Source organism: Mesorhizobium sp. M0808, from assembly GCF_040320025.1.
In the GTDB taxonomy this organism is placed as follows: Bacteria; Pseudomonadota; Alphaproteobacteria; order Rhizobiales; family Rhizobiaceae; genus Mesorhizobium.
The window spans coordinates 119,969-133,710 of sequence record NZ_JAMYOX010000005.1 but is presented as its reverse complement, the minus strand read 5'-3'; the positions used below and the strand labels follow the sequence as shown (position 1 = coordinate 133,710).

12 protein-coding genes are annotated in these 13,742 nt (G+C 64.1%); 9 read left to right on the top strand and 3 right to left on the bottom strand.

Annotated elements, in window-relative coordinates:
- Window positions 1-10: 10 nt before the first annotated feature.
- The 7 genes from NKI25_RS09490 to lpdA all read left to right on the top strand — a co-directional run bounded on the left by NKI25_RS09490 (window position 11) and on the right by lpdA (window position 8,505).
- Window positions 11-382 (top strand): cupin domain-containing protein, encoded by a 372-nt coding sequence (locus tag NKI25_RS09490; RefSeq protein ID WP_023679793.1) that lies wholly within the window; start codon window positions 11-13, stop codon window positions 380-382.
- Between the two features lie 49 nt (window positions 383-431).
- Entirely contained in the window at window positions 432-1,343 is a 912-nt protein-coding gene (gene sucD / locus NKI25_RS09485) for a succinate--CoA ligase subunit alpha (protein ID WP_023679792.1), read from the top strand.
- A 118-nt stretch (window positions 1,344-1,461) separates the two neighbouring features.
- Window positions 1,462-4,449 carry a 2-oxoglutarate dehydrogenase E1 component gene (locus NKI25_RS09480; protein WP_023679791.1) on the top strand — a complete coding sequence of 996 codons (2,988 nt, stop codon included), beginning with the start codon at window positions 1,462-1,464 and terminating at the stop codon, window positions 4,447-4,449.
- 29 nt (window positions 4,450-4,478) lie between these two features.
- Complete coding sequence (gene odhB / locus NKI25_RS09475) at window positions 4,479-5,777, top strand: 2-oxoglutarate dehydrogenase complex dihydrolipoyllysine-residue succinyltransferase (RefSeq protein ID WP_352593782.1); 1,299 nt, start codon at window positions 4,479-4,481, stop codon at window positions 5,775-5,777.
- Window positions 5,778-5,800: 23 nt separating this feature from the next.
- Window positions 5,801-6,328: a hypothetical protein gene (locus NKI25_RS09470; protein WP_245274823.1), complete on the top strand. Its 528-nt coding sequence runs from the start codon at window positions 5,801-5,803 to the stop codon at window positions 6,326-6,328.
- Window positions 6,325-7,080, top strand: a complete 756-nt coding sequence (locus tag NKI25_RS09465) for an SDR family oxidoreductase (RefSeq protein WP_023679788.1) — start codon at window positions 6,325-6,327, stop codon at window positions 7,078-7,080. Before NKI25_RS09470 ends, NKI25_RS09465 begins: the two co-directional genes overlap by 4 nt.
- 18 nt (window positions 7,081-7,098) lie before the next feature.
- Window positions 7,099-8,505: a dihydrolipoyl dehydrogenase gene (lpdA, locus tag NKI25_RS09460; protein WP_023679787.1), complete on the top strand. Its 1,407-nt coding sequence runs from the start codon at window positions 7,099-7,101 to the stop codon at window positions 8,503-8,505.
- A gap of 928 nt (window positions 8,506-9,433) precedes the next feature.
- Here lpdA and NKI25_RS09455 read toward each other — a convergent pair.
- Together NKI25_RS09455 and NKI25_RS09450 are read right to left on the bottom strand one after the other, a co-directional pair.
- Entirely contained in the window at window positions 9,434-10,501 is a 1,068-nt protein-coding gene (locus NKI25_RS09455; RefSeq protein ID WP_352998381.1) for a TraB/GumN family protein, read from the bottom strand.
- Between the two features lie 85 nt (window positions 10,502-10,586).
- Window positions 10,587-11,525, bottom strand: coding sequence for a tyrosine recombinase XerC (locus NKI25_RS09450; RefSeq protein ID WP_352456326.1), 939 nt, complete (start codon window positions 11,523-11,525; stop codon window positions 10,587-10,589).
- Between the two features lie 115 nt (window positions 11,526-11,640).
- Here NKI25_RS09450 and rimM point away from each other — a divergent pair, with 115 nt between their 5' ends.
- Together rimM and trmD are read left to right on the top strand one after the other, a co-directional pair.
- Window positions 11,641-12,240, top strand: a complete 600-nt coding sequence (gene rimM / locus NKI25_RS09445) for a ribosome maturation factor RimM (RefSeq protein ID WP_352593784.1) — start codon at window positions 11,641-11,643, stop codon at window positions 12,238-12,240.
- Complete coding sequence (gene trmD, locus NKI25_RS09440; protein ID WP_352998380.1) at window positions 12,237-12,965, top strand: tRNA (guanosine(37)-N1)-methyltransferase TrmD; 729 nt, start codon at window positions 12,237-12,239, stop codon at window positions 12,963-12,965. The genes rimM and trmD overlap by 4 nt, the downstream gene beginning before the upstream one ends.
- Here the strand turns inward: trmD and NKI25_RS09435 are convergent.
- A complete protein-coding gene (locus tag NKI25_RS09435; protein ID WP_352572230.1) occupies window positions 12,916-13,668 on the bottom strand; it encodes a sulfite exporter TauE/SafE family protein in 753 nt (250 codons plus the stop codon). The two genes, trmD and NKI25_RS09435, sit on opposite strands and share 50 nt — an antisense overlap.
- Window positions 13,669-13,742: the final 74 nt, after the last annotated feature.

Below are 13,742 nucleotides of genomic sequence, written 5' to 3'. Positions count from 1 at the left end.
TCGATAGGTGATGCCTCCGCACAAGATAAACCTCGTCGAGGCGGCGGATCAGAAGATCAAGAAGGTCTTCGATCCGCATATCGCCGGCGACGTGAACGACAGCCAGGTCAAGATCGCCAAGTTCGGCGACGTCTTCGACTGGCACGCGCATGACAATGAGGACGAGGCGTTCCTGGTGCTGCGCGGGCGCATCGCCATCGATTTCCGCGACGGCACGGTGGAGCTTTCCAGCGGCGAGTTCATTGTCGTGCCGCGCGCCGTCGAGCACCGGCCGCGCTCGCTAAGCGAGGAGCCGGTGGTGCTGATGTTCGAGCCGGCAACGACGCTCAACACCGGCAATGCCAAAAGCGACCTTACCGTCGCCGAGCTGAAGCGGTTGTGACCATGAGCGCGCGGCCTTCCCCGATCAACGGTTTTTGAAAAGGACCACCATGTCCATTCTCGTCGATAAGAACACCAAGGTGCTGGTGCAGGGCCTGACCGGCAAGACCGGCACGTTCCACACTGAACAGGCGCTGGCCTATCACGGCACGAAAATGGTCGGCGGCATCCACCCCAAGAAGGGCGGCGAAACCTGGACCGGCGCCAAGGGCGAGGCACTGCCGATCTTCGCCACCGTAGCCGAAGGCAAGGCCAGGACCGGCGCCAACGCTTCGGTCGTCTACGTGCCGCCGGCGGGTGCTGCCGAAGCGATCCTGGAAGCGATCGAGGCCGAGATCCCGCTGATCGTCTGCATCACCGAGGGCATACCGGTGATGGACATGATCAAGGTCAAGGCGAGGCTCGACCGTTCGACGTCGCGGCTGATCGGGCCGAACTGCCCCGGCGTGCTGACCCCCGACGAATGCAAGATAGGCATCATGCCCGGCAACATCTTCCGCAAGGGCTCGGTCGGCGTTGTTTCCCGCTCGGGAACGCTTACCTATGAGGCGGTGTTCCAGACCACCAATGTCGGCCTCGGCCAGACCACCGCCGTCGGCATCGGCGGCGATCCGGTCAAAGGCACCGAGTTCATCGACGTGCTGGAGATGTTCCTCGCCGACGACGAGACCAAGTCGATCATCATGATCGGTGAAATCGGCGGTTCGGCCGAGGAAGACGCCGCGCAGTTCCTCAAGGACGAGGCAAAGCGCGGCCGCAGCAAGCCGATGGCCGGCTTCATCGCCGGGCGCACCGCGCCGGCGGGCCGCACCATGGGCCATGCGGGCGCGGTCATCTCCGGCGGCAAGGGCGGCGCGGAAGACAAGATCGCGGCGATGGAATCGGCCGGCATCAAGGTTTCGCCATCGCCGGCCCGGCTGGGTACGACGCTGGTCGAGGCGATCAAGGGAATAGGGGAGTAAGGGAGTACGGGAATAGGGGAGTAAGGAACAAGACGAGGGCATTTGCCCTACTCCCTTACTCCCCTATTCCCTTACTCCCCTCCAACAAAGGAGACGAAGCAAAGGCTTCGACAGTGACATGGCAAGACAAGATCAGGCCAACGACCAGTTTTCGCTTACCTCTTTCCTCTATGGCGGCAATGCAGATTACATCGACGCGCTCTATGCCGCCTATGAGGACGATCCCGCGTCGGTCGATCCCGAATGGCAGGACTTCTTCGCGGCGCTGAAGGACGACGCCGGCGACGTACGCAGGAATGCCAAGGGCGCGTCATGGGCCAAGCCCTCCTGGCCGATGCAGGCTAATGGCGAGCTTGTCTCGGCGCTGGACGGCAATTGGGGCCTCATCGAAAAGCACATCGAAAAGAAGGTCAAGGACAGGGCAGCCGGCAACGGCGCAGCCCTTTCCGACGCCGACGTGCATCAGGCGACGCGCGATTCCGTCCGCGCCATCATGATGATCCGCGCCTTCCGCATGCGCGGCCACCTGCACGCCAATCTCGATCCGCTTGGCATTGCCAAGCCGCTCGAGGATTATAACGAGCTGTCGCCGGAGAATTACGGCTTCACCGAAGCCGACTACGACCGGCCGATCTTCCTCGACAATGTGCTCGGGCTGGAATTCGGCACCATCCGGCAGATGCTCGACATCCTGACCCGGACCTATTGCTCGACGCTCGGTGTCGAATTCATGCATATTTCCGATCCCGAGGAGAAGGCCTGGATCCAGGCGCGCATCGAGGGCACCGACAAGGAGATCTCCTTCACCGCCGCCGGCAAGAAGGCGATCCTGCAGAAGCTGGTCGAGGCGGAAGGCTTCGAGCAATTCATCGACGTCAAGTACAAGGGCACCAAGCGCTTCGGCCTCGATGGCGGCGAGTCGCTGATCCCGGCGCTGGAGCAGATCATCAAGCGCGGCGGCCAGCTCGGCATGAAGGAGATCGTGCTCGGCATGGCGCATCGCGGCCGGCTGAACGTGCTGTCGCAGGTGATGGCCAAGCCGCACCGCGCCATTTTCCACGAGTTCAAGGGCGGCTCGGCCGCGCCCGACGAGGTCGAGGGCTCGGGCGACGTGAAGTACCATCTCGGTGCCTCGTCGGATCGCGAGTTCGACGGCAACAAGGTGCATCTGTCGCTGACCGCCAATCCTTCGCATCTGGAAATCGTCGACCCGGTGGTGATGGGCAAGGCGCGCGCCAAGCAGGACTATCTGTTCGGCCGCAGCCGCGAGGAGATCGTGCCGCTGGAAGAGCGCGCCAAGGTGCTGCCGCTGCTGTTGCATGGCGATGCCGCTTTTGCCGGCCAGGGCGTGATTGCCGAAATCCTCGGCCTGTCGGGCCTGCGCGGTCACCGCGTCGCCGGCACGCTGCATTTCATCATCAACAACCAGATCGGCTTCACCACCAACCCGCGCTTCTCGCGCTCGTCGCCTTATCCGTCGGATGTGGCCAAGATGATCGAGGCGCCGATCTTCCACGTCAACGGCGACGATCCGGAAGCGGTGGTCCATGCCACCAAGGTGGCGATCGAATTCCGCATGAAGTTCCACAAGCCGGTGGTGGTGGACATGTTCTGCTATCGCCGCTTCGGCCATAATGAGGGCGACGAGCCGGCCTTCACCCAGCCGATCATGTATCGCAAGATCCGCAACCAGAAGACGACCATGCAGATCTATGCCGACCGGCTGATCGCGGAAGGCCACATCACCCAGGCCGAGCTCGAAAAGGTGAAGGCCGATTGGCGGGCGCATCTCGAGCAGGAATTCGAGGTCGGCCAGCACTACAAGCCGAACAAGGCGGATTGGCTGGATGGCGCCTGGTCCGGCCTGCGCTCGGCCGACAACCAGGACGAACAGCGGCGCGGCAAGACCGCGGTGCCGGTCAAGACGCTGAAGGAGATCGGCAAGAAGCTAACCGAGGTGCCGAAGGATTTCGAGGCGCACAGGACGATCATCCGCTTCCTCGACAACCGCCGCCAGGCGATCGAGTCGGGCGAAGGCATCGACTGGTCTACGGCCGAGGCGCTGGCCTTCGGCGCCATCCTGCTCGACGGCAATCCGATCCGGCTGTCCGGCCAGGATTCGGAGCGCGGCACGTTCTCGCAACGCCATTCCGTGCTCTACGACCAGCGCGACGAGACACGCTACATACCGCTTAACAATCTGTCGGCGGCGCAGGCCGGCTTCGAGGTCATCAACTCGATGCTGTCGGAAGAGGCCGTGCTCGGCTTCGAATATGGCTACTCGCTGGCCGAGCCGAAGGCGCTGACGCTGTGGGAAGCGCAGTTCGGCGACTTCGCCAACGGCGCCCAGGTGGTCTTCGACCAGTTCATCTCGTCGGGCGAGCGCAAATGGCTCAGAATGTCGGGCCTCGTCTGCCTGCTGCCGCACGGCTATGAAGGCCAGGGGCCGGAGCATTCGTCGGCCCGGCTCGAGCGCTTCCTTCAGCTTTGCGCCGAAGACAATATGCAGGTCGCCAACGTCACGACGCCAGCCAACTATTTCCACATACTGCGCCGGCAGTTGAAGCGGGACTTCCGCAAGCCGCTGATCCTGATGACGCCGAAGTCGCTGCTGCGCCATAAGCGGGCGGTATCGACGCTGCCGGAGATGTCGGGCGAAAGCGCCTTTCACCGGCTGCTGTGGGACGATGCCCAGCTGCTGTCGGGCCAGGCCATCAAGCTCACCAAGGATTCGAAGATCCGCCGTGTCGTGCTCTGTTCGGGCAAGGTCTATTACGACCTCTACGAGGAGCGCGAGAAGCGCGGCATCAACGACATCTATTTGCTGCGCGTCGAGCAGCTCTATCCGTTCCCGGCCAAGGCGCTGATCACCGAACTGTCGCGCTTCCGCAATGCCGAGATGGTGTGGTGCCAGGAGGAGCCCAAGAACATGGGCGCCTGGTCGTTCATCGATCCGTATCTCGAATGGGTGCTGGCGCATATCGACGCCAAGCATCAGCGGGTGCGCTATACCGGCCGGCCGGCGGCCGCCTCGCCGGCGACCGGATTGATGTCGAAGCATCTCGCCCAGCTTGCCGCCTTGCTCGACGACGCGCTTGGTGAATAGAACAGAACCGAAAGAAACGGACAGGCACAATGGCAACCGAAATCCGCGTCCCGACACTTGGTGAATCCGTCACCGAGGCGACCATCGGCAAATGGTTCAAGAAGGTCGGCGACGCGATCGCCGCCGATGAGCCGCTGGTCGAGCTCGAAACCGACAAGGTGACGGTGGAAGTGCCGGCCGCCGCCGCGGGCACGCTCGCCGAGATCGCCGTCAAGGAAGGCGAGACGGTCGGCGTCGGCGCACTGCTCGGCACGATTTCGGCAGGCGCCGGCGCGGCAGCCAATGCCGCCGCTCCGGCAACGAAGCAGGAGGCGGTGTCGCAGGCCTCGGCTCCGACTGCGGCCTCGAGCGTCAGGCAGGCCGCTGCCGAGACGGCCAAGATCGCCGGCGACGCCGGCGCGATCGAGACGCGCACCATGCCGCCGGCGCCGTCGGCGGCAAAGCTGCTGGCCGAGCACAATCTCGCAGTCGACCAGGTGTCGGGCTCGGGCAAGCGCGGCCAGGTGCTGAAAGGCGACGTGCTCGACCTTATCGCCAGGGGCGCGCCGTCGCAGCCGGCCGAAATGCCGAAGGCAGCGCCTGTACCGGCACCCGTTGCCGCGCGCGCGCCGTCCCCGGCCGACGATGCGTCGCGCGAGGAGCGCGTGCGCATGACCAAGCTGCGCCAGACCATCGCGCGCCGCCTCAAGGAAGCGCAATCGACCGCCGCCATGCTGACCACCTTCAACGAGGTCGACATGAGCGCGGTGATGGCGCTGAGGAGCAAATACAAGGACGTGTTCGAGAAGAAGCACGGCGTGAAGCTCGGCTTCATGGGCTTCTTCACCAAGGCGGTCACCCATGCGCTGAAGGAGATCCCGTCGGTCAATGCCGAGATCGACGGCACCGATATCATCTTCAAGAACTACGCTCATATCGGCGTTGCCGTCGGTACAGAGAAAGGCCTTGTCGTGCCGGTTGTGCGCAATGCCGACCAGATGTCGATCGCCGAAATCGAGAAGGACATCGGCAGGCTGGGGCTTGCGGCGCGCGACGGCAAGCTGTCGGTTGCGGATATGCAAGGCGGCACGTTTACGATTTCCAACGGTGGCGTTTACGGGTCGCTGATGTCGACGCCGATCCTCAATGCGCCGCAGTCCGGCATTCTGGGTATGCACAAGATCCAGGAGCGGCCGGTGGTGGTCGGCGGCCAGATCGTCATCCGGCCGATGATGTATCTGGCGCTGTCCTACGACCACCGCATCGTCGACGGCAAGGAAGCGGTGACGTTTCTGGTGCGGGTCAAGGAAAGCCTGGAGGATCCTGAGCGGCTGGTGCTCGACCTCTAGGGGCGGCCGACGTGAGCCGGAGCATGGATCTGCGCCGCCGGATGAGTTCGTCTCGTTTCCGGTCCGGTTTGTTTGTCACAATCTGCGCACTCGGCGTGCAGACGGTCTCCGCGGCCCTCGCCGCCTGCCCGCTCGAGCTCGCCGTCTATGGCGATCCTGAAAACGCCGCCGAGATCGATTTCAGGCCGACCGGCGAGTCGGCCGCCGTCACCAACAGCTTCAAGATGGTGCTCGACAAGGGCGTCGTGCTCGACGGCATCGTCATGTGGACCGAGGGCGCGGCGCGGCCGCATGGCTCGCTGATGTACAAATGCCCGGCCGGCGACGTCACCGGCGACGAGCTCGCCGCCTGCACCGTGTGGGAGGGCGTCATCTACACTGCCGACGACCAGGGCAATATCGCGTTGCTGCCGGGCGAAGGAAAGGATGCGCCGAAGAAGCTGATCTTGCCTGACTTGGGAGCGTCGTTGCAGATGTCGGCCGCCTATGGCGCCAACGGCTTTTCCCAGGTGCCCTGGGACGTCTTTGCCCTGAAGGGATGTCAGGAATGAGCGCGAGCGGAAAGATCCTGCTGGTGACCGGCGGCAGCCGCGGCATTGGCGCCGCTACATGCAGGCTTGCCGCCAAGGCCGGCTATCGCATTGCGGTCAATTACGCGTCGAATGCAAAAGCCGCCGAAACGGTGGTCGCCGACATCGAGGCTGCTGGCGGAGAAGCCTTCACAGTCAAGGCCGATGTCGGCAGCGAGACGGACGTATTGGCCATGTTCGAGGCTGTCGATGGCCGTTTCGGTCGACTCGACGCGCTCGTCAACAATGCCGGCGTGGTCGACCAGAGCGCGCGCGTCGACGAGCTTAGCGCTGCAAGGCTGGAGCGCATGATGCGCATCAATGTGATCGCGCCGATGCTTTGCGCCCGCGAGGCGGTGAAGCGGATGTCGACCAGGCATGGCGGCAAGGGCGGCGCCATCGCCAATGTTTCTTCGATCGCGGCAAGGCTTGGCGGGCCGGGTCAATATGTCGACTATGCCGCCTCGAAGGGCGCGGTCGATTCCTTCACCATCGGGCTTGCCCGCGAAGTGGCCGGCGAAGGCATTCGTGTCAACGCGGTCAGCCCGGGCATCATCGACACCGAAATTCATGCCTCCGGCGGGCAGCCGGATCGCGTCGAGAGAATGCGCAAGGTGGTGCCCATGCAGCGCGTCGGCACCGCCGAGGAAGTCGCAGCCGCAATTCTCTGGCTGCTGTCGGACGAGGCGTCCTACACAACAGGCGCCAATCTGGAAATCGGCGGCGGCCGCTAAAGCAAAAGGGACAGTATCATGGCCTATGACGTCGTTATCATCGGATCGGGACCAGGCGGCTACGTCTGCGCCATCAAGGCGGCGCAGCTCGGTCTGAAGACGGCGGTAGTCGAAAAGAACCCGACCTTCGGCGGTACCTGCCTCAACATCGGCTGCATCCCGTCAAAGGCGCTGCTGCATGCGTCCGAGATGTTTGCCGAGGCCGGCCATTCCTTCGACGCGCTCGGCGTCGAGATCGGCGCGCCCAAGCTCAATCTTGGGAAGATGATGGCACACAAGGATGCGACGGTGACGGCCAATGTCAATGGCGTCGCCTTCCTGTTCAAGAAGAACAAGATCGACAGTTTTCGTGGCACCGGCAAGGTGGTTGCGGCCGGCAAGGTGTCGGTGACCTCCGATGACGGCAAGGTCGAGGAGATCGAGACCAAGAACATCGTCATCGCCACCGGCTCCGACGTTGCCGGCATTCCCGGCGTCAAGGTCGATTTCGACGAGAAGGTGATCATATCGTCGACCGGCGCGCTGTCGCTGGACAAGGTGCCGGGCCATCTGGTGGTGGTCGGCGGCGGTGTCATCGGTCTGGAACTCGGCTCGGTATGGGCGCGGCTCGGCGCCAAAGTCACCGTGGTTGAGTTCCTTGACACCATCCTGGGCGGCATGGATGGCGAGGTCTCCAAGCAATTCCAGCGCCTGCTGTCGAAGCAGGGCTTTGAATTCAGGCTGGGCGCCAAGGTGACCGGCGTCGCCAAGGCCAAGAAGGGGGCGACGGTCACCTTCGAGCCGGTCAAAGGCGGTGCGGCCGAGACGATCGAGGCGGACGCGGTGCTGATTTCGACGGGACGACGGGCCTATTCGGACGCTCTCGGGCTGAAGGAGACCGGCGTCGACGTCGATGAGCGCGGCCGGGTCAAGACCGACGGCCATCTCAGGACCAACGTGCCTGGCATCTATGCCATCGGCGATGTCATCGCCGGGCCGATGCTTGCACACAAGGCTGAGGACGAGGGCGTGGCGGTGGCCGAAACCATCGCCGGGCAGGCCGGTCATGTGAACTATGACGTGATTCCGAGCGTCGTCTACACCACGCCGGAAATCGCCTCGATCGGCAAGACCGAAGAAGAATTGAAAAAGGCCGGCGTCGACTACAAGGCCGGAAAATTCCCGTTCAGCGCCAATGGCCGCGCGCGCGCCATGCTGCACACCGACGGCTTTGTGAAAATCCTGGCCGACAAGGCCAGCGACCGTGTGCTCGGCGTCCACATCGTCGGCTTCGGCGCCGGCGAGATGATCCACGAGGCGGCGGTGCTGATGGAGTTCGGCGGCTCGTCGGAAGACCTTGCCCGCACCTGCCACGCCCATCCGACAATGTCGGAAGCGGTGAAGGAGGCGGCACTGGCGACGTTCTTCAAGCCGATCCATATCTGAGCGGTTGAATCGCAGGCGACGGTGGCGATTGGCGAAAGCGGGCTGGTAGCCAATCTCCCCCAAGTGGGGGAGATGTCCGGCAGGACAGAGAGGGGCGCGAAGGATCACCACAGACGGCTTCCATTCTGAACGCAGATGGATTCCAGGGTCTCCGCGATGTCGCTTCGCTCCTGCTCCGCGCTGGATGACGAAGATGAAGTTAGCCCATGGCTAATCGCAGCTCAGAGCATCGACTGCTGCTCCCAAAAACGAAACGGCCCGCCTTTCAGCGGGCCGTTCATATATTAAATCAGCAGTCTGATCACTGAGCCGGCGCCGGCGCTGGTGCTGGTGCTGGTGCCGGGGCTGGCGCAGGGGCCGGAGCGGGTGCTGGCTCTGCCGGAGCGGGAGCCGGAGCGGGCGTTGCCGGAGCTGGCGCAGGAGCCGGTTCGGCTGGCTTCATCGGCTCGGCAGGTGCTGGGGCCGGAGCCGGTGTGCTGGCTGCGGGCGGTTCGGCAGGCGCAGGTGCCTCGCTACGTCTTCCAAAAACATAATAGGCGACAATTGCCAGGATAACGACGACCAGTGCAATCAGCCAGCCGCTGCCGCCGCCGCGTGGCCGTGCGGTACCCGGTGAGGTGAATGGGTCGTTCGGATTGGGTGTGTTCGCCATAAAAGTGTCCTCCGTGGATGAAAAACATCAAGTAATAGCCATCAACGTACAATCGTTGAATCGGTTTCACATTAGGCGTTGAAAACGCCGAAAACAGGGCAATTCTGATCTGGAATCGCTCGCAGGCATGCATTTCCACCGCAAAATGGGTTCGATCGAGCCAAACCGAACCTTTTTCGGTTTCTTGGCACGAAGCGCGGCTGGTCCGCCGTCGCGCCACGAGTAAGGGCTGGTCCCGCCTCGGCAATGATTCGGTGTGCAACTCCGCCGTGTCGTTCAGTTGACGGCGGTCACCGTATAGCCGGTCTTGCGGAAACCCTCGACCAAGCCTTGCGCTCCGGGAAGGTGCATGGCGCCGACCGCCATGAAGACATTGCCGTGGGCGAGGATCGGCGCTGCACGATCGACCATCACCTTGTTGCGGCTGGTGATCATGGTCTGCTCGAATTCGGCGTAACCCGATTGGTCGTCGACCTGTTCGGGGATGACGGCCCGAAACAGCGGTACATACATGCCAGTGTCGCCACGCCGGTAAAGCACGATCATGGTTTCGTTGACGTCGTTCACCTTGTCGCCAAGCTTCAGCGTATCGACCAGCCCCTTCAGGTGAAAGGCGATCGGCAGCGAAGCCATGGCGCGCAGCTGGTCGGCGATTGTCTCCAGCCCCTCGACCGATTTGCCCGAAGCCTCGGCCTCCTTGGCAAGCTTGACGTCGAGCACCGGCGCACCGCCAGCCTGGCGGGCGACTTCGCATACAGGTAGCGCCACCATCGCCGACAGCAACCAAGGTTTCATCTTGGCGACGGTCGCTGGCGGGATGCCACGCGCATCGAGCGCCTTGTTGACCACCGCCGCATCCTCCGGCGACAGCAGCGACGAAAGCGTCGTCTTGTCGGTGAACATCATCAGATCCGGCTCTTTCAGCAGTGCTGCCATCATCTTCTGCTTGTCGAGCACTTCGGTGGTCTCGATGATGACGGTGCCAGCCGCATCGAATGCCTTCTGCGCGGCGGGTGGCAGCGTGGTGACGCGCGGGTCGGTAACGTGCATGGTGCCGAACAGGAAGGACGGTTTTTCGCCCGATTTTTCGAGCTTCCACAGCAGGCCCTTGCCGTTCGGCGTCGCTGCCGCGTCTGCCTCGATCTTGCGGTAGGCAGCCGGGTCGTCCTTTTGCAGCGCGCTCAGCATATCGCTACCGCCGCAGGCCGAAGTCTCGGCGCGTGCCTTGCCCGCGGCGAGCAGCGCGACGATGAGGAAAGAGAGGAAAAACAGGGCGTTGAGCGCGACGAGCAGCTTCAGCGACATATGGGTCGCGCGGTCGGCGATGGCGATGAGGCGTTTCATGCTGCGCTTCTAGGCGCAAAAAGCGGCAAAACGGTTAACCGGCGCATCAAAATTGTTGCGAGATGGCCACCGACACATGCATCGATCACGCACGAGGATGAGCTGCTTCGTAAATCTCGAGCAGCCTGGCGGTGTCGACGCCGGTGTATATCTGGGTTGTCGACAGGCTGGCGTGGCCGAGCAACTCCTGGATGGTGCGCAGGTCGCCGCCGCGCCCTAGCAGATGCGTGGCGAAGGAATGGCGCAGCGCATGCGGCGTCGCCGTGTCGGGCAGGTTGAGCGCCGAGCGCAGCTTGGCCATGTCGCGCTGGACGATTGCCGGGTTGAGCGGGCCGCCGCGGGCACCGCGAAACAGCAGGCCCTTGGGATCGAGATGCCAGGGACACAAGCGGCGGTATTCGGCAATCGCCCGCAGTGCCACCGGCAGCACCGGCACCAGCCGGGTCTTGCCACCCTTGCCGGTGACGCGCAGCACGGTATCACCAGGTGAGGAAAGATCGGCGCCCGACAGGCCGAGCGCCTCGGAGATCCGCAAGCCGGACCCATAGAGCAGGGTCAGCACGGCGGCGTTGCGCGCGGCAATCCACGGCTCCTCCGCCAGTTGGCCTTCCACCGAGACGACGTGTTTTGCATCGCTTGCGGTCAGCGGCTTGGGCAGCGATTTCGGCTGCCGCGGCGCGCGCAAGGCTGTCGCACCTGCCGCATTGGCGAGGCCGCGCCGTTCCAGGAAACGCAGCAGCGAGCGGATGCCGGCCAGCCCGCGCCCGAGCGTGCGGGCGCCGGCGCCCTCGGCACGGCGGGCAGCGAGAAAGCCGCGCAGATCGGCGGGGCGCAGATCGGCGATGTCGGAAATGCCGGGCGAGCCGCCGCAATGGCCGGTCAGGAAATGCAGGAACTGGCGCGTGTCGCGCTCATAGGCCTCGACGGTTTCGGGCGATAGCCGGCGTTCGCGCGCCAGCATCTTCAGCCAGGCCTCGCGCGCCGCCTGCAGGTCGGGTTTTGCCGGTATGAGGAATTCCTGCATTGCACTCTTCCAGTTCCCCGCCATCTTCCGGCACGCGGGTTAGGAAGCGGTGAAGAGCGGCGTCATTGAAATGACGACGGGCTGGGGTTAGAGCAAGGCAAAGGATTTTCCGCAGATGATCAAGCCGCAAAACCCCGTCCAGATGGCCGTGATCGGTGCCGCGCATGGCATCAAGGGCGAATTGCGCGTCAAGAGCTTTACCGGCGACCCGCTGGCGCTGGCCGATTACGGTCCGCTCTACGCCAGGGATGGCCGCGCCTTCCAGATCGTCGACATCAGGCCCGCCAACACCGTGGTGGTGGTGCGGTTCAAAGGCGTCAACGACCGCAATGCCGCCGAGGCGCTGGCCGGCACCGAATTGTTCGTCGACCGTTCGGTGTTGCCCGATGAGGGCGAAGAGGATGAATTCTACCATGCCGACCTCGTCGGACTGGAGGTCAAGGATGACATCGGTGCCATCATCGGCAAGGTCGTCGCCGTGCATAATTTCGGCGGCGGCGACATTCTCGACGTGACGCTGGCGGGGCGCAAAGGCGTGCTCATCCCGTTCACGCAGGCCGCTGTTCCGGAAGTGTCGATCGCCGGCGGCTTTGTCCGCGTTGATCCAGCCGCCGCAGGGTTGGTCGAGGACGAGGACGGCGAGCCTCCCGCTGACGACGGTTTCGACCCCAAGGGCAGGCCGCGCGGGCCTAGGGACGCCGGAGGCAACCGGTGAGTTTTTCGGCTTCGGTGCTGACGCTCTATCCCGAGATGTTTCCCGGCGCGCTTGGCCTGTCGCTGGCCGGCCGCGCGCTCGAGACCGGCATTTGGTCGCTCGAAACGATCCAGATCCGCGACTTTGCCAGCGATCGTCACCGTACCGTCGATGACACGCCGGCCGGCGGCGGCGCCGGCATGGTGATGCGGGCAGACGTGCTGGCCAGCGCCATCGACCATGCCTCGCCGGCAGCCGATCCACGTCCGCGCCTGCTGATGAGCCCGCGCGGCAAGCCGCTGACGCAGGCACGGGTGCGCGAGCTCGCCGGCGGGCCGGGTGCGGTGATCGTCTGCGGCCGCTTCGAAGGCGTCGACCAGCGGGTCATTGAATCGCGCGGCCTCGAGGAAGTTTCGATCGGCGACTTCATCCTGTCCGGCGGCGAGCCGGCGGCACTCGTGCTGCTCGACGCCGTGGTGCGCCTGCTGCCCGGCGTCATGGGCAATGCGGTATCGGGCGAGGAAGAGAGCTTTGAAAACGGCCTGCTCGAACATCCGCATTATACGCGGCCGCAGGAGTTCGAGGGCCGGCCGATTCCCGAAGTGCTGATTTCGGGCAATCACAGGAAGATCGCGGCTTGGCGGCGGGCCGAAGCGGAGAGGCTGACGAAGGAGCGACGGCCGGATCTTCAGCCGCTCAGCCCTTGTCGAAATAGTAGAAAGCCAGGAACAGGCCGACGGCGATGACGAAGCCGCGCACCGCGTTCTGCGGCACGCGCCTAGCGATCCAGACGCCGGCATAGCCGCCCAGCGCGCCACCCGGGATCATGATGATCGCCTGCAGCCAGGCAATGACGCCGCCCGAGACGAAGACGAGGATGGCAACCGCAGCGATGACCACGGCCAGCATGTTCTTCAGTGCGTTCAGCCGGTGATAGTCGCCGGACTGGGTGAGACCGAGCGTCGCCAGCATCATGACGCCCATGCCGGCGCCGAAGAAGCCGCCATAGGCGGCGGTGGCGAACTGCGCCAGCGACCCGACCAGAGAACCCACCGCGGCCTCATGCTCCGGCTTGGGCGCCGGCTTCAGCCATGGCCCGGCAGCAAACAATGCGGTTGCCGCCAGCAGCAGCCACGGCACCAAGGCGCGGAAGGACGGGTTGTCGAGCCCTAGAAGGATGAGCGCGCCAGACAGCGCACCGAGAGCCGAAATGAGGCTGAGCAGCAGTGCGCCGCGCCAGAAATGCTTGATGTCGTGCCAATAGGCGAGCGTCGAGGTGATGTAGCCGGGGAACTGCGTCACCGACGATGTCGCATTGGCGACGATCGGCGGCAGGCCGGCCAGGGTCATGGCGCCAAAGGTTATGAACGTGCCGCCGCCGGCAACGGCATTGACCGCGCCTGATAGAAAGCCGGCGAGAAAGAGCAGGACCGCGTCCAAGATTGGCATGAGGGGTGTCGTCGCTGGAGGAAAATGCTTATCTTCCGGCTTAGGAAGCTTGACGCGCGGGCGCAACCCCCTGG